Genomic DNA, 22,176 nt, shown 5'->3' with positions numbered 1-22,176 from the left:
TATTTGAAGATCGGATCTGCGCCGCCGGCCAAATCCGGTCTTGATCGACGTCAAGTTCTGCTGCGCCTATTGACATAAACGAACTATTTCGTACAAAAGTTAAAGGGTCGGTCACGCGGCCGATCCCAAGGGGAGAAGTCCCGCATCCGTGGAGGCGGAAGGGACATTGAGGAGGAAGAAATGACCACCACACTCACACGGCGCCATTTGCTTGGCGCGACCTTTGCCGTCGCCGCTGCCGTCGGCATGGCGCTGTCGATGCCGGCCCTCGCTCAGGAGCCGGTTACGCTGAAATTCTCGGCCGTGTTCTCCGAGCAGGACATTCGCGCCGGCATGGTGAAAATGTTCGCCGATGAGCTCAAGGATGGCTTCAAGGTCGAGCCTTTCTACGGCGGTACGCTTTTCAAGCAGGGAACCGAACTCGTCGCGCTCCAGCGCGGCAACCTGCAGATGGGCAACATCGCCCCCCAGGACATTTCCAAGCAGGTGCCGGAATGGTCGGTGCTCACCTCGGCCTATCTGTTCCGCGATGCGGCCCATGTCCGTACCTTCTTCGCCAGTGACGTCGGTGCCGAATTCAAGAAGATGGCGGAGGAAAAGGCGGGCGTCCACATTCTCGGTCCGACCTATTTCGGCGCGCGCCAGGTCGGCCTGAAATCCGACAAGAAGATCTCGACGCCGGCGGATATGGCAGGTATCAAACTGCGCATGCCCGGCGGCGATGCCTGGCAGTTCCTGGGTGAGGCGATCGGCGCTAATCCCATTCCGATGGCCTATGCAGAAGTTTACACCGGTCTGCAGACCGGCGCCATCGACGGTCAGGACAACCCGCTGCCGAACGTCAAGAACATGAAGTTCTACGAGGTCATGTCGCAGATCGTCATGACCTCGCATCTGATCGGCTATGATCTCCTGACGATCTCTGCGGACGTCTGGAAGGGTCTCTCGGCCGAGCAGCAGGCGAAGATCCAGGCCGCCGCCGACAAGGCGATGCAGTGGAGCGAGGAGCAGCATCTCGCCCAGGAGGCGAAGCTCGTCGAAGAATTCAAGGCCGCCGGCCTGGAGATTTACGAGCCCGACCTCGATGCCTTCCGCAAGTTCGCCCAGGAAAAATACCTCGGTTCTGACCTTGCAAAGAGCTGGCCTGAGGGCATCCTCGAAAAGGTGGCCGCTCTCTGATCCGCCGTCACCCGATGCGACGAGCCGGCCATGCCGGCTCGTCTGACACAACAGGAAAGTGACCCCGGATGAGTTCGAAATTTGCCATGGTCGGCGAGTGGCTGAGAAACCGCGCCGAGAACCTCATTGCCTTCATGCTTTTGGGCATGTTCGTGATCTTCCTCATGCAGATCGCGTTCCGCTACGTGCTGAACGTCTCGATCGGCTGGACCCACGAGGCCAGTGTCGCGCTGTGGATATGGATGGTGCTGTTCGGCTCCGCCTTTGTCATCCGGGAGATCGACGAAATCCGTTTCGACCTGTTCTGGGGCCCTGCGGCTGACGGGCCGCGCCGGGTGATGCAGGTGATCTCGGCAGTTTCCCTCGTATTCCTTTTCGGCTGGTCGCTTCCGGCCGTCATCGACTACGTCACCTTTATGAAGGTCGAGAGCACCGCCTATCTGAAGATCCGCTTCGACTACCTCTTTTCCATCTATGTCGTATTCGCGGTGGCCATGATCATTCGCTATGTCTGGCTATGCGTGCAGGCCATTCGCGGTAAGGCGCCGGATAGCTTCGACCCGACCAAAGCGAGTTCCGGCGTATGAACCTTGCCAGCCCCTTTTCCCTTTCGATCGTCGCGATCACCGTTCTCGCCTTTCTCGGCCTGCCGATAGGGTTGTCGATGATCGCCGGCTCGATCTTCTATCTCATGCTCTCGGGCGCCGACATGGGGATTGCCGCCGAGCAGTTCCTCAACGGCATGTATTCCAACTATGTCATCCTGGCCGTTCCGCTCTTCGTGCTTGCGGCCGAGTTCATGAACATAGGATCGATGACGGAACGCCTCCTGTCCTTCTGCAACGTCCTCGTCGGCCGCTTCCGCGGCGGACTGGCGCAGGTGAACGTCGTTCAAAGCATCATCTTTGCCGGAATGTCCGGTTCGGCGATCGCCGATGCGGCCGGCACGGGCGGCATGATGCAGAAGCTGATGACGAACGGCGGACGCTATACACCAAGCTTTGCGGCGGCGCTGACCGCCGTCACCGCCGTCATCGGCCCGATCATTCCCCCCTCCATTCCGATGGTGATCTATGCGCTCGTCTCCGATGCGTCGATCGGTTTCCTGTTCCTTGCCGGTATCGTGCCGGGCCTGTTGATGGCCGGTCTGCAGATGGTGCAGATCGCCATCACCGCCCGGCGGAAGAATTTTCCCGTCGAGGAGCCGGTGCCGCTACGCGAAATCCCCGGCATCACCTGGCGCGCGCTGCCGGCGCTCCTGATGCCGGTCCTGCTGCTCGGCTGCATCTATTCCGGCATCACCACGCCGACGGAGGCCGCAGCCCTTGCCGCAGCCTACGCACTGATCATCTCGGCATTCGTCTATCGCAGCATCAGCTTTGCCGCCTTCTACAGGGCCCTCTTCGTCAGCGCCAAGACGTCCGTTTCGATCGGCATGCTGATCGCCGGCGCGCTGGTGTTCAACTATGTCGTGACGATCGAGAACATCCCGGAAAGCCTGAGGGTGATCCTCACCGGCTGGGACATGTCGCCGACCACCTTCCTGATCTTCGTGAACATCGTGCTGCTGCTGCTCGGATGCGTCCTCGAGGGGACAGCCATCCTGCTGATCATCGTACCGGTCTTCATTCCGACGGCCCAGGCGCTCGGCATCGACCTGGTACACTTCGGCGTCGTCGTCGTGGTCAACATCATGCTGGGATTGGTGACGCCGCCCTATGGGCTGCTGCTCTTCATCGTCGCCAAGATCTCGGGCGCCCCGGTGCGCGACATCATTCGCGACGCTGCCCCCTTCATTTTCTGGATGGTTTTCTGCCTCGGCGTGATCACCTTCCTTCCCGACACCGTGCTGTGGCTGCCCCGGCTCATGGGCTACCAGGGTTGATTGGAGCTCCAAGATGAACGAGTTGAAGCCGATCTACATTCTGAACGGACCAAACCTCAACCGGCTCGGACGGCGCGAGCCGGAAATCTACGGGCACGACACGCTGGCGGACGTGGAGGCCTGGTGCAGGCAGGCGGCGGGCGAGCGCCCTGTCGTCTTTCACCAGACCAACAGCGAGGAGAAGCTGATCGATCTCGTTCACGCGGCGATCGACGACGCTGCCGGTCTCGTCATCAATCCGGCCGCCTTCACCTTCACCTCGCTGGCCCTGCTCGACGCCCTGAAGATGTTCAAGGGGCCGATCATCGAATTCCACATCAGCAACGTGCATCGCCGGGAGCCGATCTATCATCGCTCTTACGTCTCCATGACGGCGACGACGGTCATGGCGGGTCTGGGAGCCAAGGGCTATCCCCTGGCGGTGAGGGCGCTTGAACTGCTGATTGCGGAGAACAAGCGGTAAGGCGTCAGGTCCGGTGTCATCCGGTTCCATGGCCTTGGAAACCCGTTGGTCCTCCCCGAAATGTGCTGGAGCACGGACATGAAAACATCGATCGCAACCGTCTCGATCAGTGGCGACTTCGAGGAGAAACTGGCGGCGATCGCCCGTGCCGGCTTTGACGGAATCGAGATATTCGAAAACGACTTCCTGGCCTTTGACCGCTCGCCGGCCGAGGTGGGCCGCATGGTGCGCGACCACGGACTGGAGGTTACGCTGTTTCAGCCGTTCCGCGATTTCGAAGGCATGCCCGAGCCATTCCAAAGCCGTAATTTCGACCGCGCGGAACGCAAGTTCGACCTGATGGCGGAGCTGGGCACCGATCTCATGCTGATCTGTTCCAACACTTCCCCGGTCTCTCTCGGCGGCATCGACCGGGCGGCGGCCGACTTTCGCGAACTCGGCGAGCGGGCAGCGAAGCGGAACCTGCGCGTCGGCTACGAGGCGCTCGCCTGGGGCCGCCACATCCATGACCATCGCGACGCCTGGGAGATCGTGCGCCGCGCCGATCACCAAAATATCGGCCTGATCCTCGACAGTTTTCACACCTTGGCGCGCAAGATCGACGTCAATTCGATCCGGTCCATTCCGGCCGACCGCATCTTCATCGTGCAATTGGCCGATGCACCGCTGATCGATATGGATCTGCTCTACTGGTCGCGCCATTTCCGCAACATGCCCGGCGAGGGCGACCTGGCCGTCACCGATTTCATGCGCGCCGTGGCGGCGACCGGCTATGACGGCTATCTGTCGCTGGAAATCTTCAACGACCAGTTCCGCGGCGGGTCGCCAAGCGCGATCTCGGCCGATGGACATCGCTCGCTCATCTATCTGATGGACCAGGTCAAACGGGCGGACCCGGATATCGTCATGAGCGTTCCTGCCATGCCCGATCGCGCCGAAGTGGCGGAGATCGCCTTCGTGGAATTCGCCGTCGGCGACAACGACGGCGCGCAACTGGAAAGCCTGCTTGAAGCGCTCGGCTTTAGGGCGGTGGCTGAACACAAATCCAAGGCGGTCACACTCTTCAGGCAGGGCGGCGTGAACCTCCTTCTCAACCGGGATGAAAAGGGGTTCGCCAGCGCCTCCTATCTAGTGCATGGCGCCAATGCCTACGCGATCGCACTGATGGTCGATGATGCCAAGGCGGCCTTTGAGCGCGCCGTGGCGCTCGGCGCAGAAGTCTTCGAGCAACAGGTCGGGCCGGGCGAGGTGGTTATTCCCGCCATCCGCGGCGTCGGTGGGGGCCTGTTGTATTTCCTTGACCGCACGGGCGATCTCGGCCGCATCTGGGAGATCGACTTCAACCCGCTGCCGGTCGCCGACGGTGACGAGGTCGGCCTGACGCGGTTCGACCACGTGGCCCAGACGGTCAAGTACGACGAGATGCTGACCTGGCTGCTGTTCTACACCTCGCAGCTCAAGACGCGGAAGACGCCGATGGTCGACATCATCGATCCCGCCGGCGTCGTGCGCAGCCAGGTCGTCGAGAACGAGAGCGGCAGTCTTCGCATCACGCTGAACGGCGCGGAGAACCGCAAGACGCTGGCCGGGCACTTCATCGCCGAAAACTTCGGTTCGGGCATCCAGCACATCGCCTTCCAGACCGACGACATCTTTACGACGGCCGAAGCTTTGCTACGCAACGGCTTTTCCACGCTGGCAATCTCGCCGAACTACTACGACGACGTGGAGGCCCGCTTCGGCATCGACCCGGATCTGGTCGAGCGGTTGAAGCGGCACAACATTCTTTATGATCGCGACGAGCAGGGGGAGTACTTCCAGCTCTATTCGCCGACCTATGGAGAGGGTTTCTTCTTCGAGATCGTCGAGCGCCGCGGCTATCAGGGCTATGGGGCGGCCAATGCGATCTTCCGCATCGCCGCCCTCCGACGCCATCTTCGGCCCGCGGGCATGCCCACGAACTAGCCGTTCCTACGACCTTCCCCGAGCGCGCGTGCCCGAAGCGCCATCAAACACGCTCGAGCGCGATGGCGATGCCCTGGCCGACACCGATGCACATGGTGGACAGCGAATAGCGGCCACTCGTCAGTTGCAGTTCGAGCGCCGCCGTGCCGGTGATGCGGGCGCCCGACATGCCGAGCGGATGGCCGAGCGCGATGGCGCCGCCGTTCCGGTTGACGCGCGGATCATCGTCGGCAATCCCGAGCTGGCGCAACGTCGCCAGGCCCTGGGAGGCGAAGGCTTCGTTGAGTTCGATCACGTCGAACTGGTCCTGGGTCATGCCGAGCCGGGCCATCAGCCTCTGCGAAGCCGGGGCCGGACCGATGCCCATGATGCGCGGCGGAACACCGGCGGTGGCCCCGCCGAGGATACGGGCGATGGGGGTCAAGCCATGCTTTCTCGCCGCCGCTTCCGAGGCGATGATCAGCGCTGCCGCACCGTCGTTGACGCCGGAGGCATTGCCGGCCGTCACCGTGCCGCCCTCCTTTTTGAACGGGGTGCCGAGCTTGGCCAGCGTCTCGATGGTCGTCGCGCGCGGATGTTCATCCTTGTCGACGACGACCGGATCGCCCTTGCGCTGCGGGATCGTCACAGGGGTAATTTCCTTCGCCAGCCGACCGTTCTCCTGGGCAGCCGAGGCCTTGGCCTGCGAGCGCAGGGCGAAGGCGTCCTGATCCTCGCGGCTGACGGAAAAGTCCGCGGCGACGTTCTCGCCGGTCTCCGGCATCGAATCGACGCCGTATTGCTTCTTCATCAACGGGTTGACGAAGCGCCAGCCGATCGTCGTGTCGTGGATCTCCGCATGGCGGGAAAAGGCCGTCTCGGCCTTCGGCATGACGAAGGGTGCGCGCGACATGCTTTCGACGCCCCCGGCGATCATCAATTCGGCCTCGCCGGCCTTGATGGCGCGCGCCGCGGTCATCACCGCATCCATGCCCGAGCCGCACAGCCGGTTGATCGTCGTGCCCGTCACGCCGACCGGCAGGCCGGCGAGCAGGAGCGACATTCGGGCGACATTGCGATTGTCCTCGCCCGCCTGGTTGGCGCAGCCGAAGATCACGTCGTCCACCGCCGCGAAATCGAGCCCCGCATGCTTGGCCATCAGGGCCTTCAGCGGGATCGCGCCAAGATCGTCGGCGCGCACAGAGGAAAGGGACCCGCCGAAACGGCCGATAGGCGTGCGGATATAGTCGCAGATAAAAGCTTGGGTCATGTCAGAGCTCCGGTACGACGAGGTCGGCCACCGGACCGGGCACGAGAAGCTCGGCGCCGGTCAGCGACTGCAATTGTTCAAGCGAGATCGACGGCAGCTTTTCGCGCAGGACGAAGCGGCCGTTTTCGATGTCGATCACCGCAAGGCTGGTATAGACGCGTGTCACGCAGCCGACGCCGGTCAGGGGCAGCGTGCAACGATCGAGAAGCTTCGGCTCGCCCTTCTTCGTCACATGCTCGGTGATCACCGCCACCCGCTTTGCCCCATGCACGAGGTCCATGGCCCCGCCGACGGCCGGCACTCCGCCCGCGCCGACGCTCCAGTTGGCCAGGTCGCCGTTCTGCGCGACCTGATAGGCGCCGAGAATGGCGACGTCGAGATGCCCGCCGCGCACCATGGCGAAGCTGTCGGCATGGTGGAAGAAGGCGGCGCCCGGATTGAGCGTCACGGCCTTCTTGCCGGCATTGATCAGGTCCCAGTCCTCTTCACCGGCCGCGGGCGGCTCGCCGAAGTCGAGAATGCCGTTTTCGGTGTGAAAAACAGCCTGGCGGCCGGGCGGCTGGTATTGCGCGACCATTTCTGGAAAGCCGATGCCGAGGTTGACATAGGCGCCGTCTTCGATGTCCTGGGCTGCGCGCCAGGCGATCTGGGCGTTGGAAAGCTTGTCGGTCATGGATAGATCGCTCCCGCGCGGTTGAGGACTTCTTCCTGCTGAGGGTCGGAAACTTCGATCACCGCCTGGACAAAGATGCCGGGCGTAATGACGTTTTCGGGATCGATCTCGCCGGGGGCGACAAGCTTCGATACCTGAACAATGGTATGGGCCGCCGCCATGCACATCAGCGGATTAAAGTTCCGGGCAGCCTTGTTGTAGGTCAGGTTGCCATGCGTGTCGCCGACATGCGCCTTGACGATCGCGAAGTCGGCCTTGAGCCAACGCTCCTGGACATAGGGCCGGCCATCGAATTCCTCGATCTTCTTGCCCTTGGCGAGATCCGTTCCGTAGGCCGTCGGTGTGTAGAAGGCGGGGATGCCGGCCCCACCGGCGCGGATGCGCTCGGCCAGCGTGCCCTGCGGCACCAGCTCGAGCTCGATTTCGCCGGCGAAATATTTGTCCGTGAAGACCTTGGGATCGGCTGAACGCGGAAAGGAGCAGATCAGCTTCTTGACCATGCCTTGCTCGATCAGCGCCGCCAGCCCGACATGGCCGTTGCCGGCATTGTTGTTCACCACCGTCAGGTCCTTCGGGTGGCCGGTCTCGACGAACCGGTCGATCAGCGCATGAATGAGCTCGATCGGCGCGCCGGAGCCGCCAAAGCCGCCGATCATCACGGTCGCGCCATCGCCGATCTTGGCCACGGCTTCGGCCAGGCTTGGGACTGTCTTGTCCATCGCAATCTCCTCGTTTGCCGCCGATCGCAATCAAACGGCCTATCCTATTGGATAGGAAAAGGAGGGCTGTTCGGCAATGATTTTGTGCGATATGATACATTTGTTGACATATCGCACGGAACCTACGATGGCTATCACCGAGCGCGACACCATGGGCGGCCTTGCCAAGGGATTGGCCGTCATCGAGACCTTCACTGCCGACCACCCGCGTCAAAGCATTGCGCAGGTAGCGGCGGCCAGCGGCCTGGACCGGGCCACCGCGCGGCGGTGTCTGCTGACGCTGGCCCACCACGGCTATGCCGACTATGACGGCAAGTTCTTCACCCTGACGCCGCGCGTTCTGCGCCTCGGCACGGCCTGCCTCGCAACCATGCCGCTGCCGCAAATGGTACAGCCGCTGCTGGATCGGCTGTCGGATGAACTCGGGGAAAGCTCTTCGGTGTCCATCCTCGATGGGGACGAGATCGTCTATGTCGCCCGCGCTGCCCAGCGCAGGGTCATGTCGATCGCCTTGATGCCCGGCTCCCGCCTGCCGGCTTTCTGCACCTCGATGGGGCGCGTTCTGCTGGCCGCACTGCCGGACGATGAGATCCGCAGCCGCCTGACTGCGCACCCGCTTGCCGCCCGAACCCCGCTTACCGTCACGGACCCGGGCATCCTCCTGGATCGCATCCGTGCCGTGCGCGACGAGGGCTATGCCGTCATCGATCAGGAAGTGGAACTCGGCCTGCGCTCGATCGCGGTGCCCGTTCTCAGCGCGCGGGGCGTCACCGTCGCTGCACTCAACCTCGGCCTTCCGGTGCGCGGAGATGATCCCCAGGATCTCGCCGAGCGTTATCTGCCTTCGCTGCAAGCGGTGCAGGCCGAGTTGAAGGCGATGATCCGATAACGATCGGCTTCGGCCCGAAATTGCTGTCCGGCTAACCGTTGAGCTTCTCCGCACCTTCGAGGATCTCGGGCGGCAAAGGCAGCGACTGGCGCGCCGCGAGATCGAAATAGACCGACACGGCGAGAAGCTCGGCGCAAAGCACGCCGTCGGCCTTGTTCGTCAGGCTGTGGCGGGTGGAAAGCGAGGTGCGTCCGACCCTTACCACAGAGCTTCTGATTTCGAACAGGCTGCCGACCGGGAGTTCCTGGCGAAAGTCGATCTCGTAGCGGCGATCGGCCCATCCTTGCCGGCGTTCTGTAATCCAGGCGGCCGAATAGCCGCAAGCCGCCATCAGGTGCCACAGTGACTGGTCGAAGGCGGCGATGTAGAACTGCACATTCATGTGACCCATCGCATCGCATTGTGCCGGGTAGACCACGCCTTGATAAGTCAGGATTGCCATTCTTCTATTCTCCTCCGGGGCCATCGAGCCAGTCTCCGGCTTTGACGGCAAATCAATTCATGCAATAGCTGGCGCTGCAAGCATACATTTGAGGAATGGTGCATCCATGGCTGGTCCGCGACGGCGTTTCGTATGGGAACTCGACTGGAACCTGCTGCGGACCTTCATGGTCATCGTGCAGGAGAAGGGTCTGACGGCGGCCGGCGAAAAGCTCTCGCTCAAGCAGCCGACCATCAGCAACGCGCTGAGGCGTCTCGAAACCCACATGGATTGCCGGCTCATCGAGCGAAACGCCTCGCATTTTTCGGTGACCCCGGCCGGACAGCGTCTCTTCAGCGAATGCGTCGCTCTGTTCGACATCGTCTCCGGCTTGCCGCAACGGATGGAACAGCATCCGGGCGACCTCACCGGGCATATCGATATCGCGCTGGCCAGTCATGTCGTCTGCCCCTTCTTCGACGACGTGCTCGCCGCCTTCCATCGCGCCTTCCCTGAGGTGACACTGTCGATGACGGTGGCGTCCAGCCACGAGGTCGCCGCAGCCGTGGCGAACCGGGATGCCAGCCTTGGCGTCTGCCTGATGGAAGAGCGCCACCCGAAGCTGGAATACGACCTGCTCTACCGCGAAGCCTTCGGCTATTTCTGCGGTCCCCGCCATCCGCTGTTCGGAAGGTCCGACCTTTCCCTTTCGGCGTTGCGCCACGAGCCTTACGTCTCCTTCAAGACCGACCAGATGTCCGGCGCATTGTGGCCCGTCGCCCTCCTGCGCCAAAAGGAGGGATTCGAGGGCGCGGTCATCGGTACCTCGTCGCATCTGGAAGAGGTCAAGCGGCTGATCATAGCCGGCTTCGGTTTCGGCCCCCTGCCGATCCATGTAGTCGAGGACGATGTGCGCGCCGGACGCCTCTGGCGGCTGCCGCCGCTCACGGAGGCGCCGATGGTCGACGTCCATCTCGTCCATGATCCTTCGGCACGGCGGGGACGCGCCGAGGGTCTGCTCCTTGCCGAACTCCGCCAGGCGATCGCCTCGCAGCCGCTCGACGAGCGATCCTACCCCGGCCCGGGGAGCGAGCGAGCCTGAGGTCTCACCCGGCCCTTCCACCGTAGCCTGTCAGGAAGGATGTGAGGTTGTCGCCGAGCGCGTCGCAGAGATAACCGCCTTCCTGGACGATGACCGCCGGGCGACCGAGCTTGGCGATGGCCTCGCCGATCCGGGCGAAACCGGGGGTCGAGACCGAAAGCCCGCCGAACGGATCCTGCTCATAAGCGTCGAGCCCCAGAGCGATGACGATCGCGTCCGGACTGAAGGCTTCGACGCGCCGCAGGCCGGCCGACAGTGCTTCGAGAAAGCTCGAATCGTCCGATTTGCGCGCAAGAGGCAGATTGAGATTGTAGCCGAGGCCCGGTCCTTCGCCCCGTTCGTCGGCATGGCCCCAGAAGAACGGATAGAAACGAACCGGATCGGCATGGATGGAGACGGTCAGGACGTCGTTGCGGGCATAGAAAATGCCCTGCGTGCCATTGCCGTGATGCAGGTCGACGTCGATGATCGCCACGCGTTCGGCCGAGCGTCTCAACCGCTGCGCGGCGATCGCCGAATTGTTGAAGAAGCAGAAGCCGCCGGCGACGTCGCTGAAGGCGTGGTGCCCCGGCGGGCGGCATAGTGCATAGCTCCACCCGTCCCCCGCCTGGACTGCGTCCGCCGCAGAGGTCGCACTCCAGGCGCTCCAGCAGGCACTCTCCCAGGTCTCGGCCGAAATCGGGCAGGAGGTGTCGGCCATGTGATAGCCGGCCTGGCCGACCGCCGAGGCGGGATAGGTGCCGCCGCGGGCGATCGGATGGATGTTCGGGATCACCTCTTCCGAGGCGCCTTCAATATGCTGCCAGCGTTGGTAGATCCGCTTGAGGAAGTCCAGATATTCCGGCGTGTGGATGGCCGAGATCGGACCGAGGCCGTGGTCTGCCGGCCGCTCCACGGAGAGACCCGCGGCGCGTGAGCCCTCAAGCAGCCGCTCGATCCGCTCCGGCTGTTCCGGGTTGGGCTGGCGCCCGCCGCTCGACAGAAAGAATTTCGGATCGTGGCGTTGCTGTTCTTCGGCGTAGAAGACCTTCATCAGTTCGACTTTCCTTCAAGGCGCGGCCTGCCCGACCGTCCGCCGCTTGATAACCTGATCCGGACACGCTCCTTGCCGAGCAGACCCGACGTGCGCCGTCCGTGCCGGCGTTGCGATCCACCGGCCTTTTCCTAGAAGGCGACGCGGTCGCCGCCTTTCAATGCGAGCATGGCGCGCGCTTCCTCCGGCGTCGCGACCTCGAGCGACAGGCCCTCGAGGATGGCGCGGATCCGTCGAACCTGGGCGGCATTGGATTGTGCCAGTTCACGGCCGTCATAGAGGCTGTCCTCCAGGCCGACGCGCACGCTGCCGCCCATGGTCGCAGCCATGGTGATCATCGGCATCTGGTGGCGCCCGGCCGCCAGGACGGAGAAGCGGTAGTCATCGCCGAACAGCTTGTCGGCAATCCGCTTCATGTGCACGAGGTTTTCCGGATCGGCGCCGATGCCGCCGAGAACGCCGAAAACGAACTGGATGAACAGCGGGCCTGAGACCAGCCCACGGTCGCGGAAATGGGCCAGCGTATAGAGATGGCCGACGTCATAGCATTCGAACTCGAAGCGCGTGCCGCAGCCCTCGCCGAGGCGTTTCAGGATCCCTTCGATATCGGCGAATGTGTTCTTGAACAGGGTGCTGCGGGTGGCCTCGAGCAGTTGCGGTTCCCAGTCGTGCTGCCATTCGCGCGGCCGATCGAGCGCCGGGTAAAGACCGAAGTTCATCGAGCCCATGTTGAGCGAGCACATTTCCGGCTCGGCTGAAAGGGCGGCCTCCAGACGGTCGTCGAGCGTCATCAGCGAGGAACCGCCCGTGGAGATGTTGATGACGGCGTCACAGGCCTGCTTGATGACGGGCAGGAAGCGCATGAACACGGCGGGATCTGCCGTCGGCCGGCCGTTCTCCGGATCGCGCGCATGCAGGTGCAGGATCGAGGCGCCGGCCTCGGCGGCCTCGATCGACTGCGCCGCGATGTCTTCCGGCCTGTAGGGCAAATAGGGCGACATGGACGGGGTATGGACCGAGCCCGTGACGGCGCAGGTGATGATGACTTTCTTCGATCTCATGGGGCTCACGTTCTGTTGGAGGAACCGAGGGCGCGCCTCAGCACATTATGCGTCACCTTTTCGACCATGGCGTCGCCGCGCAGCAGCCCGGCCACCCATTCGCAGGTGCCCGCATGGAAGACCTCGCCCGCGCCCTTGCGGAAGCTGACGATCATGCCATTGCTGTAGCGCACCTTTTCGAGGTTCTCGTCGCTCGCCTCGCCGTAGAGCGTCTCGGCGATGAAGCGTCCGTCCTCGTCGCCGAAGAAGCGGTCCTCGGGTGCCAGCACGTCGTTCTCCTCGACGGAGCTTGCCATGCCGAGCGCCAGGATTTCGAGGCCCTCTGGCGCGCCGCTGGTGGCGGTCGGATAGGGCCGGCCGTAACGGATTTCGTAGTCGAGACCATCGACCTCGTAGCCGTAGATATGGCTCTCGGCGCCCAAAAGATCGCCATAGAACAAACCCGTCCCGGCAAAGGCCCAGTGTTCCGGCCGACAGATCGGGAAGCCGCGCACGCCGCGCGGCGAGCATCCGCCCCAGCCGGCATAGACGCCATTGGTGGAATTGAGGCCGAAGGTCGCGGCTCCGGGTCGGCCGATCTCGGGCGCCTCCCAGCTGTTGGTGGCCCGCGTCAGATCGCCGGTCTTGTAAACGGGGTCTTCGGCCCGGGCCCGGTACTTGTAGCAAACCTGCGTGCGCCCTTCGTCCTCGAGGCGGGTCTGCCACATGAAGTTGCCGGCAAAACGCGCGGCAAAGCCGCCGCGCTCGACGAAACGGTCGACCGCGTCGCGCATTTCCCAGGTCCAGTATTCGTCGTGTCCGACGAAGACGGCGCAGTCATAACCGTCGAGCAGTTCCGGATGGAAATGCAGCTCGTGCTGGCTGATCAAATCGACGCCGTAACCGGCCCCTTCCGCCCAGCGGAAGAAATGGCTGTCATAGCTCGCCCAGCCGGACGACGCATATTTCTTCGAGTGTCCCGTCGCATAGGCCCATTCCATGTGCGGATAGCGCGGCACGGTGCCCGGCGGCAGGCTGACCTCCACCGGCACGCGCGGCGCGTCCGGCGGCAGCACGACAAAACCGCGGCACCAGGGACGCTGCGTGCTGACGCTGGTCGCATACTCGTCCCGGTTCGCCCCGGTGATTCCCTGGTAGTGGTTGGAGCCACCCCAGGTGTTGTAGGCCGTCCAGGTGCCGGTCGCGGCGACCTGCAGGATACGGCCGGACTCGGCGCCGGGCGCGGGACACAGGATGAAGAGATGGTGGCTCTCGATCGGCTGTCCGTCGCGACCTTGCGCTGTCAGCGTCAGTCTGTAGGCGCCTGAGGCCCAGTAGGAGGGGATGCGGAAGCTGTGGCTCGGCTGCCAGCCGCAACCCTCGACCGAGCACTGATCCGGCGTCTCCTGCCAGAAGGTGGGAACACCGCAAAGCGACAACACATGCTGTTCGCGCGCACCGTCCCGAATTATCTCGATATCGCAGAACGGAGCCGTCGAGCTGACGAACAGGGTCACCTCGTCGCCCGGCGCGTAGGAGAAACGGTCCGAATAGCACCAGATCTCGCCCCGTTCTCCGTCCATGCCCGGATATTCGTAGTAATGCCCGCGGACCGCCTCGCGGCGCTCGGCCAGTGTCAGGCCGAAGTCTGGAAATTGCGCCTTTGCCATCCTAGCGAGCCCCCTCCCGTCTCGCGGCGTCACCGGCCGGCCAGACCAGCTTGGTCCGGGGCTGCTTTGCACCCGCCGTGCTTCACAACAAGAATTCCCCCGAAGCGGTCATTGATCAAATAGATAGTAAAAATACCGATCATAGCTTCAAGGAATGAAGGGATGGGTGCCCTTCAGCCATCAAAGCCGGTAGGCACGCCGAGCCAGCTCGCCGGCCAGAAGCGGGGAGAGTTCGTGGGCCTCGGCTTCGTCCAGCCGATGGCTGGTGACGAGTTCGGCCAGGTATGCGCAATCGGCGCGGCGGCTGACATCGTGGCGTGCCGGGATGGAGCAGAGCGCACGCGTGTCGTCGTTGAAGCCGGCCGTGTTGAAAAAGCCGGCGGTCTCCGTCGTCGCTTCGCGATAGCGACGGATACCCTCGAAACTGTCATGGAACCACCAGGGCGGGCCGAGGCGAAGCGACGGATAGACGCCGGCAAGCGGCGCGAGTTCGCGCGCATAGACGCTTTCGTCGAGGGTGAAGAGAATGAGCGTCAGCCGCGGATCCATGCCGACCGCGTTGAGCAACGGCTGCAGGGCCTCGGTGAAGTTCGTCGCGACCGGAATGTCGAAGCCGCGATCGCGTCCATATCGTTTCAGCACGCCGGCGTTGTGACTGCGCATCGAGCCGGCATGCAGCTGCATGACCAGCCCGTCCTCCACCGACATGCGAGCCATCTCGGTCAGCATCTGCGCCCGGAACAATTCGGCATCGCCCCTGGTCAGCGCGCCTTTGAGAACCCTCTGATAGAGCGCGTGCGCTTCGGCCTGGCCGAGATCGGCCGTCCGGGGGGTCGGGTGGCCGTGATCGGTGGCGGTTGCGCCCATCGAGCGGAAGAAGTCGCGGCGGGCCCGATGAGCGGCCAGATAGCCTTCCCAGGTGCCGATATCGCAGCCGGTGAGCATTCCGAGCTGTTCGACGTTCCGGCGGAACCCGTCGGTATCTGGGTCGACCACGCCATCGGGCCGATAGGTCGGGACGATCCGCCCCTGCCAGCCGGAGGCGCGCACCGCCTGATGATGGGCAAGATCGTCGAGGGCACCGTCGGTCGTGGCGATCACTTCGATGCCGAAACGGTCGAACAGCGCCCGCGGCCGATAGGCCGGGTCCGCCAGCCTTTCGGCGATCACGTCGTAGTGGTGCTCGGCATTGTCCTCGCACAAGCGCTCGTCGAGGCCGAAGACCTCGGAGAAGGCATGGTCGAGCCAAAGGCGCGAAGGCGTACCGCGAAACAGGTGATAATGGCGGGCGAACGTCCGCCAGATGACGCGCGGATCGCTTTCCGCGTTTTCTCCGATGCCCAGCGCCTCATAGGGCACGCCCTGGCTGACCAGCATGCGCACGACATAATGGTCGGGAATGACGAACAACTCCGCCGGGTTGGCGAAGGCCGGGTTCTCTCCCCACCAGCGCGGATCGGTATGGCCGTGCGGCGAGACGATCGGCAGGTGTTCGACGGTGCGGTAGAGGTCGCGGGCGATGGCGCGGGTCGCGGGATCGGCGGGAAACAGGCGATCGGGATGCAAGAGCATGGCGTCACTCGGGTTGGGTATGGTGGGGCGGCCGAAGCCGCCCCTGGCAAGGATCAGCCCATCAGATAGTTCGGCAGGAACAGCACGACTTCCGGGGCGAGGATCATCAGGACGACGACGGCGAGCACGGCGATGACCAGCGGCACCATCTCGACGGTGTATTCCTTGTAGGAACAATTGAGGATGCCGCACACGGTGAACATCGACACCCCGACCGGCGGCGTCATGCCGCCGAAGGTCACCAGCGTCATCATCACCAGCCCGAAATGGACGGGATCGATGCCGGCGGCGGTGATGACGGGAACGAGGATCGGCGTCAGCAGCATGACGATGACGGTTGCCTCGACCAGCATGCCGAAGACGAGCAGGAAGCCGGCGATCACGAACAGCAGCATCGACTGGCTGGAGAACAGCCCAAGCGTTACTTCCGCTATGGTCTGCGGCACGCGCTCAAAGGTGATGACATAGCCGAAGGCGCCCGACAGAAGGATGATGATCATGATCATGCCGATGTCGCGCACGCTGGCCACAAGGGCATCGACCAGCTTGGCAATCGTCAGTTCGCGATAGATGAAGAACCCGATGAAGAGGGTGTAGGCGACGGCAAAGGCGCCGGCTTCCGACGGCGTGAACAGGCCGAAACGGATGCCGACCAGCAGCCAGACCGGGAAAAGGATGGCCCAGAAGCTGATGCGGAAGCCCGCGAGCACCTCGCGGAAGGTCGGAAGACGGTCGTTCACCGGCTTGTAGTCCCGCTTGCGCGCGACCCAGGCTGTGGCGAACATCAACGCGATCGTCAGAAGAACGCCGGGCACGACGCCGGCGATGAACAGGCGGCCGATCGACACTTCGCCGAGGAAACCGTAGAGGATGAGGCCGAGGCTCGGCGGAATGGTCGCCGTGATCAGGCCGCCGATCGACAGCAGTGCACCGGTGAAGCCGCGGGAATAGCCGCTCTTGATCATCGGCTCGCCCAGCACGCGGGCCTGCATGGCGGCATCCGCCACGGCCGAGCCGGAAATGCCGCCCATCAGGGCGCTGAGTACGAGGCTCGTCTGGCCAAGGCCGCCGCGCATCCAGCCCGCCAGCGTGGTCGCCAGGCTGGTCAGCCGCGGCGTAATGCCGGTGCCGTTCATGAGATGCCCGACCAGGATGAACAGTGGCACCGAAAGGAGCGGGAAGGACTGGCTTGAGGCAACGATGCGTTGCACGGCGATGCTGTCCGGCAGAAAGGTCGTGGGCAGCAGGAAATAGGCCATGCTGGCAATGCCGATGGCGAAGGCAACCGGCATGCCGATGACCATGAAGCTCAGCGCAAGGATCAGGATCAGGGTGGAAATCACAAGGGATACTCCTGCGCGGGGACTTCGGGTTCAAGGGCAAAGAGCACGCCGTGGGCAAAGATACGGCGAAAAACGGAAATGATCATCAGCGCGGCGCCGACCGGCAGGGCGAGGGTCACGAGACCATAGCTCAATCCTGACGCGCCGAGTTCGCGAGCCCAGTTGGACAGAGCCAACTGCGTGCCGAGATAAACGATGTAGCCCAGGAAGGGTACGATGCAGAGCAGGCTGACCCAGATCAGGACGAGCCGATAGCGAGGCGCAAGCGCGTCGGGCAGCGCCGAGACGCGAATGTGTTCCCCACGCTTGATGGTCAGGTCCGCCCCGAGCATGCAGGTCCAGATCAACAGCAACTGCGCGATTTCGGGTCCCTCCGGAAACGGAACGCCGAACGAGCGTCCGACGGCGCCGGCCAGCACGCTGATCACGGTGCCGGCCAGAAAGACGAGCGCGAGGATTTCCTCGGCGCGATCAAAGAATTTCCACATATTCCCTCTCCCGAGGCCAATGACGCGGACTGCGCATTGGCCATTGTGGTTTGCCGCGTCGGTGACTCGATTTACTGGGCGGCGATGAACGGCTCGAGCGCCTTGCGCGGTTCCTCGAGGCCAAGCTCGGTGTAGACCCCCGGCACGCGTGAGCTGAAATCTTCCAGCTTGACGTCGGTGAAGGTCACGCCTGCCGCTTCCATCTCCTTGCGCACGCTGTCGAGCTTCTCCACCGTCATGCGGGTGGCTTCGTCACCGGCCGCGGCAAGCTCCTCGACGATGATCTTGCGCATCTCTTCCGGCTGCGCCTGGAACCACTGCTCGGATGTGGCAAGGCCGGTAAAGAGCTGGACATGGTTGGTGAGCGCGACGTTCTTGACCACTTCATGCAGCTTGATGCCAAAAGCACCGGTCAGCTGCGCTTCCGCCCCGTCGATCGCACCAAGCTGGAGCGCGGAATAGACTTCCGACCAGGGCATCGGCACGGCGGTTGCGCCCATGGCATTGACGGTGGCGATCCAGCCGGGCGCATCGATGGTGCGCACGCGCACGCCGGAGAGATCGGCCGGTCCCTTGACCGGGTTCTTGGAGAACATCTGGCGCGTGCCCTGGAACCAGTTGTAGTTCAGGAGGCGGATGCCCGAGGATTGCGCGAGCTTCTCTACCCATTCGGCATAGACGGGCGAGGACGTGATCGCGGCATACTTGCTGTAATCGTCGACCAGATAGGGCGCGGAGAGGATGCCGAGTTCCTTTTGGAACGGCGCCAGACGGCCGGCGTCCACCAGCACGGCGATGTTGGCGCCGTTGCGGATCTGCTCGAGGACGTCATTGTCGGAGCCGAGCTGCGAGCTCGGGAAGATGGTGATCTTGATCTCGCCCTTGCTCCGCTCCTCGATCTTCTTCTTCGCGCCCTCCATGGCGATGACGAGCGGATCCTGCGGATTCTGCGAGGTGGACAGGTTCAAGGCGATTTCCGCATAGGCGGTGCCGGCAAGGCCTGCGATGAAAGCGGCCGCAAGGCCAAGGGACTTCAGGGAATTCATCATAGTCTTCTCCTCCGTTACTTGATGAAATTTGGATCTTCTGGCGTCAGCCAGTCGTGCGGTCGGGCCAGAGCCCGACACGTTCGCCTTCCGTGACGAACACGGCGACATGGTAAAGTAGCCGGCTAAGGGCTTCGGCCTGCAGAGTTGCTCCCGTGCCGTCGACGCGGTTTCGCCAAGCCTTCCGTCCGGCGAAATAGGTTTGAAAGACGATGCGCATGAAGTCGTGCGCGCGGTCCGCGTCGGCCCCGTGGCCAAGGCGCCCGTAACGGGCGACAAAGGCCTTGCCCGCCTCGGTCTGCGGCCAGAGCAGCATGGTGTCGGTCATGACGCGACCATCGGAATGGACCTCGTCATAGGCGGCGCCCTTCATCGGACCGTCGCGGTGAAAGCCGAAGCGCTCGGCGAAATCCATCATGCGGTCGGCAAGGGTGAGCGCGTCGGCATGGCCGCCGAGCCGGACATGACGATCCAGCAGCCAGCTCCATTCGCACTGGTGGCCGATTTCCCGCAAGGAGCCGTCGCGGCCTTTTGCAGGGCTGAGGTCCGCTGCGCGGAACTCGATGATCGTGCCGTTCTCGGGATCGATGAAGTGACGCCTGACCACGGCGAGCATGTCCTTGGCCCGCCGCATCCATATCGCATCGCCGGTCATTTCGAAGGCCTGCAACAGGGCCTCGAACATGTGCATGTGCGGGTTCTGGGCACGCAGGGCATGGGTGGCGGCACCGGTGTCGTGGCCCCCAGAATGAAAGGTGTCGTCCTCATACAACGCGCCGGTTTCCGGATCGGTCAGGCGGGTCTCGATGAAGGACCAGCATTCCCCCAACTGGCCCGCTATGGCCTTTGATGGCTCCACCCGTTGATAGGTCGAAAGGGCCAGCAGGACGAAGGACTGATCGTAGCTGCGCTTGATCCGGTCGGTCGCAGGACCGCTCGGCCGCCCGGTACGGTCGACCGCGCGGACATAGCCGCCATCCTGTGGATCGCGAAGATGTTCGGTCAGGAAGCGGTGGGCCGCATGGGCGCCGTCGAGCAGGCGATCGTCCGGCTTGCGCAGATAAAGATGCGCCAGCGTGAAGAGCAGGCGCGCCTGCACCAGCGTCGACTTCGGATCGTCGGCCTGGGCAACGCCGTCCTCGGTCAACCGGTCGAAGAAGCCGCCGTGAAGGGTATCTCGGGCTTGCTCCAGCCACCACGGCATCAGCGTGCCATGGAACCATGCGGCCCATTCCGGCGCGGTTCGTTCGGCATCCCCGCCCTTTACGATCCCTTGTGCCCCTCCCGTGGCCATCACCTGCGTCAGCCTCCCGCTTCGTCGAAGAATTCGGGCATGGCCTCGGCGATCGCCGGAAGGTCCGTCAGCACGCCCTTGAGATGGGCCCGCATCTGAGCCTCGGCGGCATCCGGATCACCGGAACGCAAGGCCGCGACGACGGCTGCATGCTGATCGATCAGGCGCTCGCGTGGAAACTGGCGGGCGCTGATATGGCGTACGCGGTCCATCTGGGTCTTCAGGTCTTCCAGGATGTCCCAAATGGCCGGCTGGCCGGCGGCCTGGGCCAGAAGCCGGTGGAAGGCCTCATCCAGCTCCATGAAACGGCTGGGATCATCGCTGTCGACCACTGCGCGTTGAGCGGCAAGATTGGCCTCGAGAAGAGCCAGTATATTGGGTGTGACGGCCTGCGCTGCCGCACGAACGATATCGGCCTCGACCGCTTCGCGAACGAAGCGTGCCGTCATTACCGCCGGGACCGAAATGCGTCGGACATAGGTGCCGCGCTGTGGGCGCACTTCGACGAGGGATTCTTCTGCGAGCTTGATGAAGGCCTCGCGCACCGGCTGGCGGCTGACCTTGTAGCTGGCGGCAATTTCCGATTCCGAAATCCGAGCGCCGGGCGCAAGATCGCCCTTGACGATCCGGTCGCGCAACAGCCGGTAGAGCTGTGGCCCGACGGCCGAGCTTTGCTCCAGTGCGGCTGGTTCTGCGCGGACAAGTGCCATTCGATTTCTCCCTTCGAACTGTATAGGTCCGAACTTCCATACTAGTCAACAAACAAATCAGCTGCTAGAGAACGATCGGATATCATCGACGCAGCAGGCTCAGGAGGTATGGCAGATGCGGCAGACTTGGCGCTGGTTTGGACCACGGGATCTCGTGTCGATCGACGACATGATGCAGGCCGGGGTCGAAGGGGTGGTCTCGGCGCTTCACCACGTCCCGACCGGTGCGGTATGGACGGGCGAAGAGGTGAAGAAGCGCCAGGCCGAGATCGGCCGGATGAAGGACGGCAATCCGTCGGGCCTCAAATGGGAGGTCGTCGAGAGCCTCCCCGTGTCGGAGGACATCAAGAAGCAGAAGGGCTCCTGGCGCGAACACATCGCCAATTACAAGACCTCGCTCCGGGTCCTGCGCGACGCCGGGATCGAGGTGATCTGCTACAATTTCATGCCGGTGCTCGACTGGACCCGCACCGACCTCGCCTGGCGCCTGCCCAATGGCGCCACCTGCATGCGCTTCGACCTCAATGATTTTGCCGCCTTCGACATCCATATCCTCGCACGGCCCGGCGCGGTGGAAAACTATCCCCCGGAGGTGGTGGAAGACGCGAAGCGTCGGTTTGAAGCAATGGACGACGCTGCACGGCAGGCGCTCGCCCGCAATGTCGTCTTCGGCCTTCCAGGCGCCGCGGAACACTTCACCCTCGAGGATGTCCGAGGCCATCTTGCGGAATATGCGGCGATCTCGGAAGAACGTCTCCGGAGCCACTTGATCGATTTTCTCGCGGAAGTGACGCCCGTTGCCCAGGACCTCGGCCTGCGCCTCTGCTGTCATCCGGATGATCCACCGTTCTCGCTGCTTGGACTGCCCCGGGTGATGTCGACGGAAGCCGACTACCGCAAGGTGATGGCTGCGGTCGATCTGCCGGCGAACGGCATCACGCTGTGCACCGGCTCGCTCGGTGCGAGACCCGATAACGATCTGCCGGGAATGATGGACAGGCTGGGCGATCGCGTCCATTTCCTCCATCTGCGCAACGTCCAGCGCCAATCGGGCGACATCATGGGCAGCTTCTACGAGGCCGAACACCTCGGCGGCGGTACCGACATGGTGGCGATGATCGCTGCCGTGGTGCGGGAGGAGAGCCGCCGGCGTACGGCCGGGCGGTCCGATTGCAGCATTCCCTTCCGCCCGGACCACGGCCAGGACATTCTCGACGACCTCGGTCGCAAGGCCCAGCCCGGCTATCCCGCCATCGGCCGCCTGAAAGGCCTGGCCGAACTGCGGGGCATCATGACGGCGCTCCAGCATCCGGTCGAGGGAATTCACCCTTGAGCGAACCGGGCCAGACGGTGCCGGCGCAGAGGAAGGTTTGCGCCGGGGCGTCGGCCCGACCTTGAGCGGCAACGCGACCACGCGAGGTCTTCTTCGCGTCGT

Annotated in this window: 21 protein-coding genes; 8 read left to right on the top strand and 13 right to left on the bottom strand. The window is 63.6% G+C overall.

The features are described from left to right. The first annotated feature begins 180 nt into the window (after window positions 1–180). From dctP to RHIZ70P_RS03490, 5 genes are all read left to right on the top strand, one after another. Window positions 181–1,179 (top strand): TRAP transporter substrate-binding protein DctP, encoded by a 999-nt coding sequence (gene dctP / locus RHIZ70P_RS03510; protein WP_115668958.1) that lies wholly within the window; start codon window positions 181–183, stop codon window positions 1,177–1,179. Window positions 1,180–1,247: 68 nt separating this feature from the next. Further along, window positions 1,248–1,766, top strand: coding sequence for a TRAP transporter small permease (locus RHIZ70P_RS03505; RefSeq protein WP_115668957.1), 519 nt, complete (start codon window positions 1,248–1,250; stop codon window positions 1,764–1,766). After that, window positions 1,763–3,064: a TRAP transporter large permease gene (locus RHIZ70P_RS03500; protein ID WP_115668956.1), complete on the top strand. Its 1,302-nt coding sequence runs from the start codon at window positions 1,763–1,765 to the stop codon at window positions 3,062–3,064. The genes RHIZ70P_RS03505 and RHIZ70P_RS03500 overlap by 4 nt, the downstream gene beginning before the upstream one ends. 13 nt (window positions 3,065–3,077) lie before the next feature. Further along, window positions 3,078–3,527 carry a type II 3-dehydroquinate dehydratase gene (locus RHIZ70P_RS03495; protein ID WP_181903927.1) on the top strand — a complete coding sequence of 150 codons (450 nt, stop codon included), beginning with the start codon at window positions 3,078–3,080 and terminating at the stop codon, window positions 3,525–3,527. Window positions 3,528–3,605: 78 nt separating this feature from the next. Continuing rightward, window positions 3,606–5,492 (top strand): bifunctional sugar phosphate isomerase/epimerase/4-hydroxyphenylpyruvate dioxygenase family protein, encoded by a 1,887-nt coding sequence (locus tag RHIZ70P_RS03490; protein ID WP_115668955.1) that lies wholly within the window; start codon window positions 3,606–3,608, stop codon window positions 5,490–5,492. Window positions 5,493–5,535: 43 nt separating this feature from the next. Here RHIZ70P_RS03490 and pcaF read toward each other — a convergent pair whose 3' ends face one another. The 3 genes from pcaF to RHIZ70P_RS03475 are packed head-to-tail and all read right to left on the bottom strand — an operon-like array spanning window position 5,536 to window position 8,133. Continuing rightward, window positions 5,536–6,741: a 3-oxoadipyl-CoA thiolase gene (gene pcaF / locus RHIZ70P_RS03485; RefSeq protein ID WP_115668954.1), complete on the bottom strand. Its 1,206-nt coding sequence runs from the start codon at window positions 6,739–6,741 to the stop codon at window positions 5,536–5,538. A gap of 1 nt (window position 6,742) precedes the next feature. Then, window positions 6,743–7,414 carry a 3-oxoacid CoA-transferase subunit B gene (locus tag RHIZ70P_RS03480; RefSeq protein ID WP_115668953.1) on the bottom strand — a complete coding sequence of 224 codons (672 nt, stop codon included), beginning with the start codon at window positions 7,412–7,414 and terminating at the stop codon, window positions 6,743–6,745. Continuing rightward, window positions 7,411–8,133, bottom strand: a complete 723-nt coding sequence (locus RHIZ70P_RS03475) for a 3-oxoacid CoA-transferase subunit A (RefSeq protein WP_115668952.1) — start codon at window positions 8,131–8,133, stop codon at window positions 7,411–7,413. The genes RHIZ70P_RS03480 and RHIZ70P_RS03475 overlap by 4 nt, the downstream gene beginning before the upstream one ends. Window positions 8,134–8,260: 127 nt before the next feature. On the opposite strand from RHIZ70P_RS03475, the gene RHIZ70P_RS03470 reads away from it, so the two are divergent. Beyond that, on the top strand, window positions 8,261–9,022 hold the full coding sequence (locus RHIZ70P_RS03470; RefSeq protein WP_115668951.1) for an IclR family transcriptional regulator domain-containing protein: 762 nt from the start codon (window positions 8,261–8,263) through the stop codon (window positions 9,020–9,022). A gap of 31 nt (window positions 9,023–9,053) precedes the next feature. Here RHIZ70P_RS03470 and RHIZ70P_RS03465 read toward each other — a convergent pair whose 3' ends face one another. After that, on the bottom strand, window positions 9,054–9,464 hold the full coding sequence (locus tag RHIZ70P_RS03465; RefSeq protein ID WP_115668950.1) for an acyl-CoA thioesterase: 411 nt from the start codon (window positions 9,462–9,464) through the stop codon (window positions 9,054–9,056). Between the two features lie 106 nt (window positions 9,465–9,570). Between RHIZ70P_RS03465 and RHIZ70P_RS03460 the strand changes: the two genes are divergently transcribed. Then, window positions 9,571–10,545, top strand: coding sequence for a LysR family transcriptional regulator (locus tag RHIZ70P_RS03460; protein ID WP_115668949.1), 975 nt, complete (start codon window positions 9,571–9,573; stop codon window positions 10,543–10,545). A gap of 4 nt (window positions 10,546–10,549) precedes the next feature. Here the strand turns inward: RHIZ70P_RS03460 and RHIZ70P_RS03455 are convergent, their stop codons facing one another. The 9 genes from RHIZ70P_RS03455 to RHIZ70P_RS03415 all read right to left on the bottom strand — a co-directional run bounded on the left by RHIZ70P_RS03455 (window position 10,550) and on the right by RHIZ70P_RS03415 (window position 20,741). Next, window positions 10,550–11,578, bottom strand: a complete 1,029-nt coding sequence (locus RHIZ70P_RS03455) for a histone deacetylase family protein (RefSeq protein ID WP_115668948.1) — start codon at window positions 11,576–11,578, stop codon at window positions 10,550–10,552. 131 nt (window positions 11,579–11,709) lie between these two features. Further along, window positions 11,710–12,639: a 3-keto-5-aminohexanoate cleavage protein gene (locus RHIZ70P_RS03450; protein WP_115668947.1), complete on the bottom strand. Its 930-nt coding sequence runs from the start codon at window positions 12,637–12,639 to the stop codon at window positions 11,710–11,712. A 5-nt stretch (window positions 12,640–12,644) separates the two neighbouring features. After that, window positions 12,645–14,288 (bottom strand): N,N-dimethylformamidase beta subunit family domain-containing protein, encoded by a 1,644-nt coding sequence (locus RHIZ70P_RS03445; protein ID WP_115668946.1) that lies wholly within the window; start codon window positions 14,286–14,288, stop codon window positions 12,645–12,647. A 180-nt stretch (window positions 14,289–14,468) separates the two neighbouring features. Further along, complete coding sequence (gene uxaC / locus RHIZ70P_RS03440) at window positions 14,469–15,860, bottom strand: glucuronate isomerase (RefSeq protein ID WP_115668945.1); 1,392 nt, start codon at window positions 15,858–15,860, stop codon at window positions 14,469–14,471. Window positions 15,861–15,913: 53 nt separating this feature from the next. Beyond that, window positions 15,914–17,203 (bottom strand): TRAP transporter large permease, encoded by a 1,290-nt coding sequence (locus RHIZ70P_RS03435; protein ID WP_235842122.1) that lies wholly within the window; start codon window positions 17,201–17,203, stop codon window positions 15,914–15,916. Further along, window positions 17,200–17,691 carry a TRAP transporter small permease gene (locus tag RHIZ70P_RS03430; RefSeq protein ID WP_115668944.1) on the bottom strand — a complete coding sequence of 164 codons (492 nt, stop codon included), beginning with the start codon at window positions 17,689–17,691 and terminating at the stop codon, window positions 17,200–17,202. The genes RHIZ70P_RS03435 and RHIZ70P_RS03430 overlap by 4 nt, the downstream gene beginning before the upstream one ends. 71 nt (window positions 17,692–17,762) lie before the next feature. Continuing rightward, window positions 17,763–18,740, bottom strand: coding sequence for a C4-dicarboxylate TRAP transporter substrate-binding protein (locus RHIZ70P_RS03425; protein ID WP_210209722.1), 978 nt, complete (start codon window positions 18,738–18,740; stop codon window positions 17,763–17,765). Between the two features lie 43 nt (window positions 18,741–18,783). Beyond that, complete coding sequence (locus RHIZ70P_RS03420) at window positions 18,784–20,031, bottom strand: AGE family epimerase/isomerase (protein WP_115668943.1); 1,248 nt, start codon at window positions 20,029–20,031, stop codon at window positions 18,784–18,786. Window positions 20,032–20,039: 8 nt separating this feature from the next. Continuing rightward, on the bottom strand, window positions 20,040–20,741 hold the full coding sequence (locus tag RHIZ70P_RS03415) for a GntR family transcriptional regulator (RefSeq protein WP_115668942.1): 702 nt from the start codon (window positions 20,739–20,741) through the stop codon (window positions 20,040–20,042). Window positions 20,742–20,856: 115 nt separating this feature from the next. Here RHIZ70P_RS03415 and uxuA point away from each other — a divergent pair, with 115 nt between their 5' ends. Next, on the top strand, window positions 20,857–22,074 hold the full coding sequence (uxuA, locus tag RHIZ70P_RS03410; RefSeq protein WP_115668941.1) for a mannonate dehydratase: 1,218 nt from the start codon (window positions 20,857–20,859) through the stop codon (window positions 22,072–22,074). Window positions 22,075–22,176: the final 102 nt, after the last annotated feature.

It is taken from the genome of Paenirhizobium selenitireducens ATCC BAA-1503, from assembly GCF_900492185.1.
Lineage (GTDB): Bacteria > Pseudomonadota > Alphaproteobacteria > Rhizobiales > Rhizobiaceae > Allorhizobium > Allorhizobium selenitireducens_A.
This window is presented reverse-complemented; position numbering and strand designations above follow the sequence as displayed.

What these genes read in the sequence shown, in the direction of transcription:
- dctP (WP_115668958.1), top strand. Translation starts at nt 181, where the DNA reads ATGACCACCACACTCACACGGCGCCATTTGCTTGGCGCGACCTTTGCC.
- RHIZ70P_RS03505 (WP_115668957.1), top strand. Translation starts at nt 1,248, where the DNA reads ATGAGTTCGAAATTTGCCATGGTCGGCGAGTGGCTGAGAAACCGCGCC.
- RHIZ70P_RS03500 (WP_115668956.1), top strand. Translation starts at nt 1,763, where the DNA reads ATGAACCTTGCCAGCCCCTTTTCCCTTTCGATCGTCGCGATCACCGTT.
- RHIZ70P_RS03495 (WP_181903927.1), top strand. Translation starts at nt 3,078, where the DNA reads ATGAACGAGTTGAAGCCGATCTACATTCTGAACGGACCAAACCTCAAC.
- RHIZ70P_RS03490 (WP_115668955.1), top strand. Translation starts at nt 3,606, where the DNA reads ATGAAAACATCGATCGCAACCGTCTCGATCAGTGGCGACTTCGAGGAG.
- pcaF (WP_115668954.1), bottom strand. Translation starts at nt 6,741, where the DNA reads ATGACCCAAGCTTTTATCTGCGACTATATCCGCACGCCTATCGGCCGT.
- RHIZ70P_RS03480 (WP_115668953.1), bottom strand. Translation starts at nt 7,414, where the DNA reads ATGACCGACAAGCTTTCCAACGCCCAGATCGCCTGGCGCGCAGCCCAG.
- RHIZ70P_RS03475 (WP_115668952.1), bottom strand. Translation starts at nt 8,133, where the DNA reads ATGGACAAGACAGTCCCAAGCCTGGCCGAAGCCGTGGCCAAGATCGGC.
- RHIZ70P_RS03470 (WP_115668951.1), top strand. Translation starts at nt 8,261, where the DNA reads ATGGCTATCACCGAGCGCGACACCATGGGCGGCCTTGCCAAGGGATTG.
- RHIZ70P_RS03465 (WP_115668950.1), bottom strand. Translation starts at nt 9,464, where the DNA reads ATGGCAATCCTGACTTATCAAGGCGTGGTCTACCCGGCACAATGCGAT.
- RHIZ70P_RS03460 (WP_115668949.1), top strand. Translation starts at nt 9,571, where the DNA reads ATGGCTGGTCCGCGACGGCGTTTCGTATGGGAACTCGACTGGAACCTG.
- RHIZ70P_RS03455 (WP_115668948.1), bottom strand. Translation starts at nt 11,578, where the DNA reads ATGAAGGTCTTCTACGCCGAAGAACAGCAACGCCACGATCCGAAATTC.
- RHIZ70P_RS03450 (WP_115668947.1), bottom strand. Translation starts at nt 12,639, where the DNA reads ATGAGATCGAAGAAAGTCATCATCACCTGCGCCGTCACGGGCTCGGTC.
- RHIZ70P_RS03445 (WP_115668946.1), bottom strand. Translation starts at nt 14,288, where the DNA reads ATGGCAAAGGCGCAATTTCCAGACTTCGGCCTGACACTGGCCGAGCGC.
- uxaC (WP_115668945.1), bottom strand. Translation starts at nt 15,860, where the DNA reads ATGCTCTTGCATCCCGATCGCCTGTTTCCCGCCGATCCCGCGACCCGC.
- RHIZ70P_RS03430 (WP_115668944.1), bottom strand. Translation starts at nt 17,691, where the DNA reads ATGTGGAAATTCTTTGATCGCGCCGAGGAAATCCTCGCGCTCGTCTTT.
- RHIZ70P_RS03425 (WP_210209722.1), bottom strand. Translation starts at nt 18,740, where the DNA reads ATGATGAATTCCCTGAAGTCCCTTGGCCTTGCGGCCGCTTTCATCGCA.
- RHIZ70P_RS03420 (WP_115668943.1), bottom strand. Translation starts at nt 20,031, where the DNA reads ATGGCCACGGGAGGGGCACAAGGGATCGTAAAGGGCGGGGATGCCGAA.
- RHIZ70P_RS03415 (WP_115668942.1), bottom strand. Translation starts at nt 20,741, where the DNA reads ATGGCACTTGTCCGCGCAGAACCAGCCGCACTGGAGCAAAGCTCGGCC.
- uxuA (WP_115668941.1), top strand. Translation starts at nt 20,857, where the DNA reads ATGCGGCAGACTTGGCGCTGGTTTGGACCACGGGATCTCGTGTCGATC.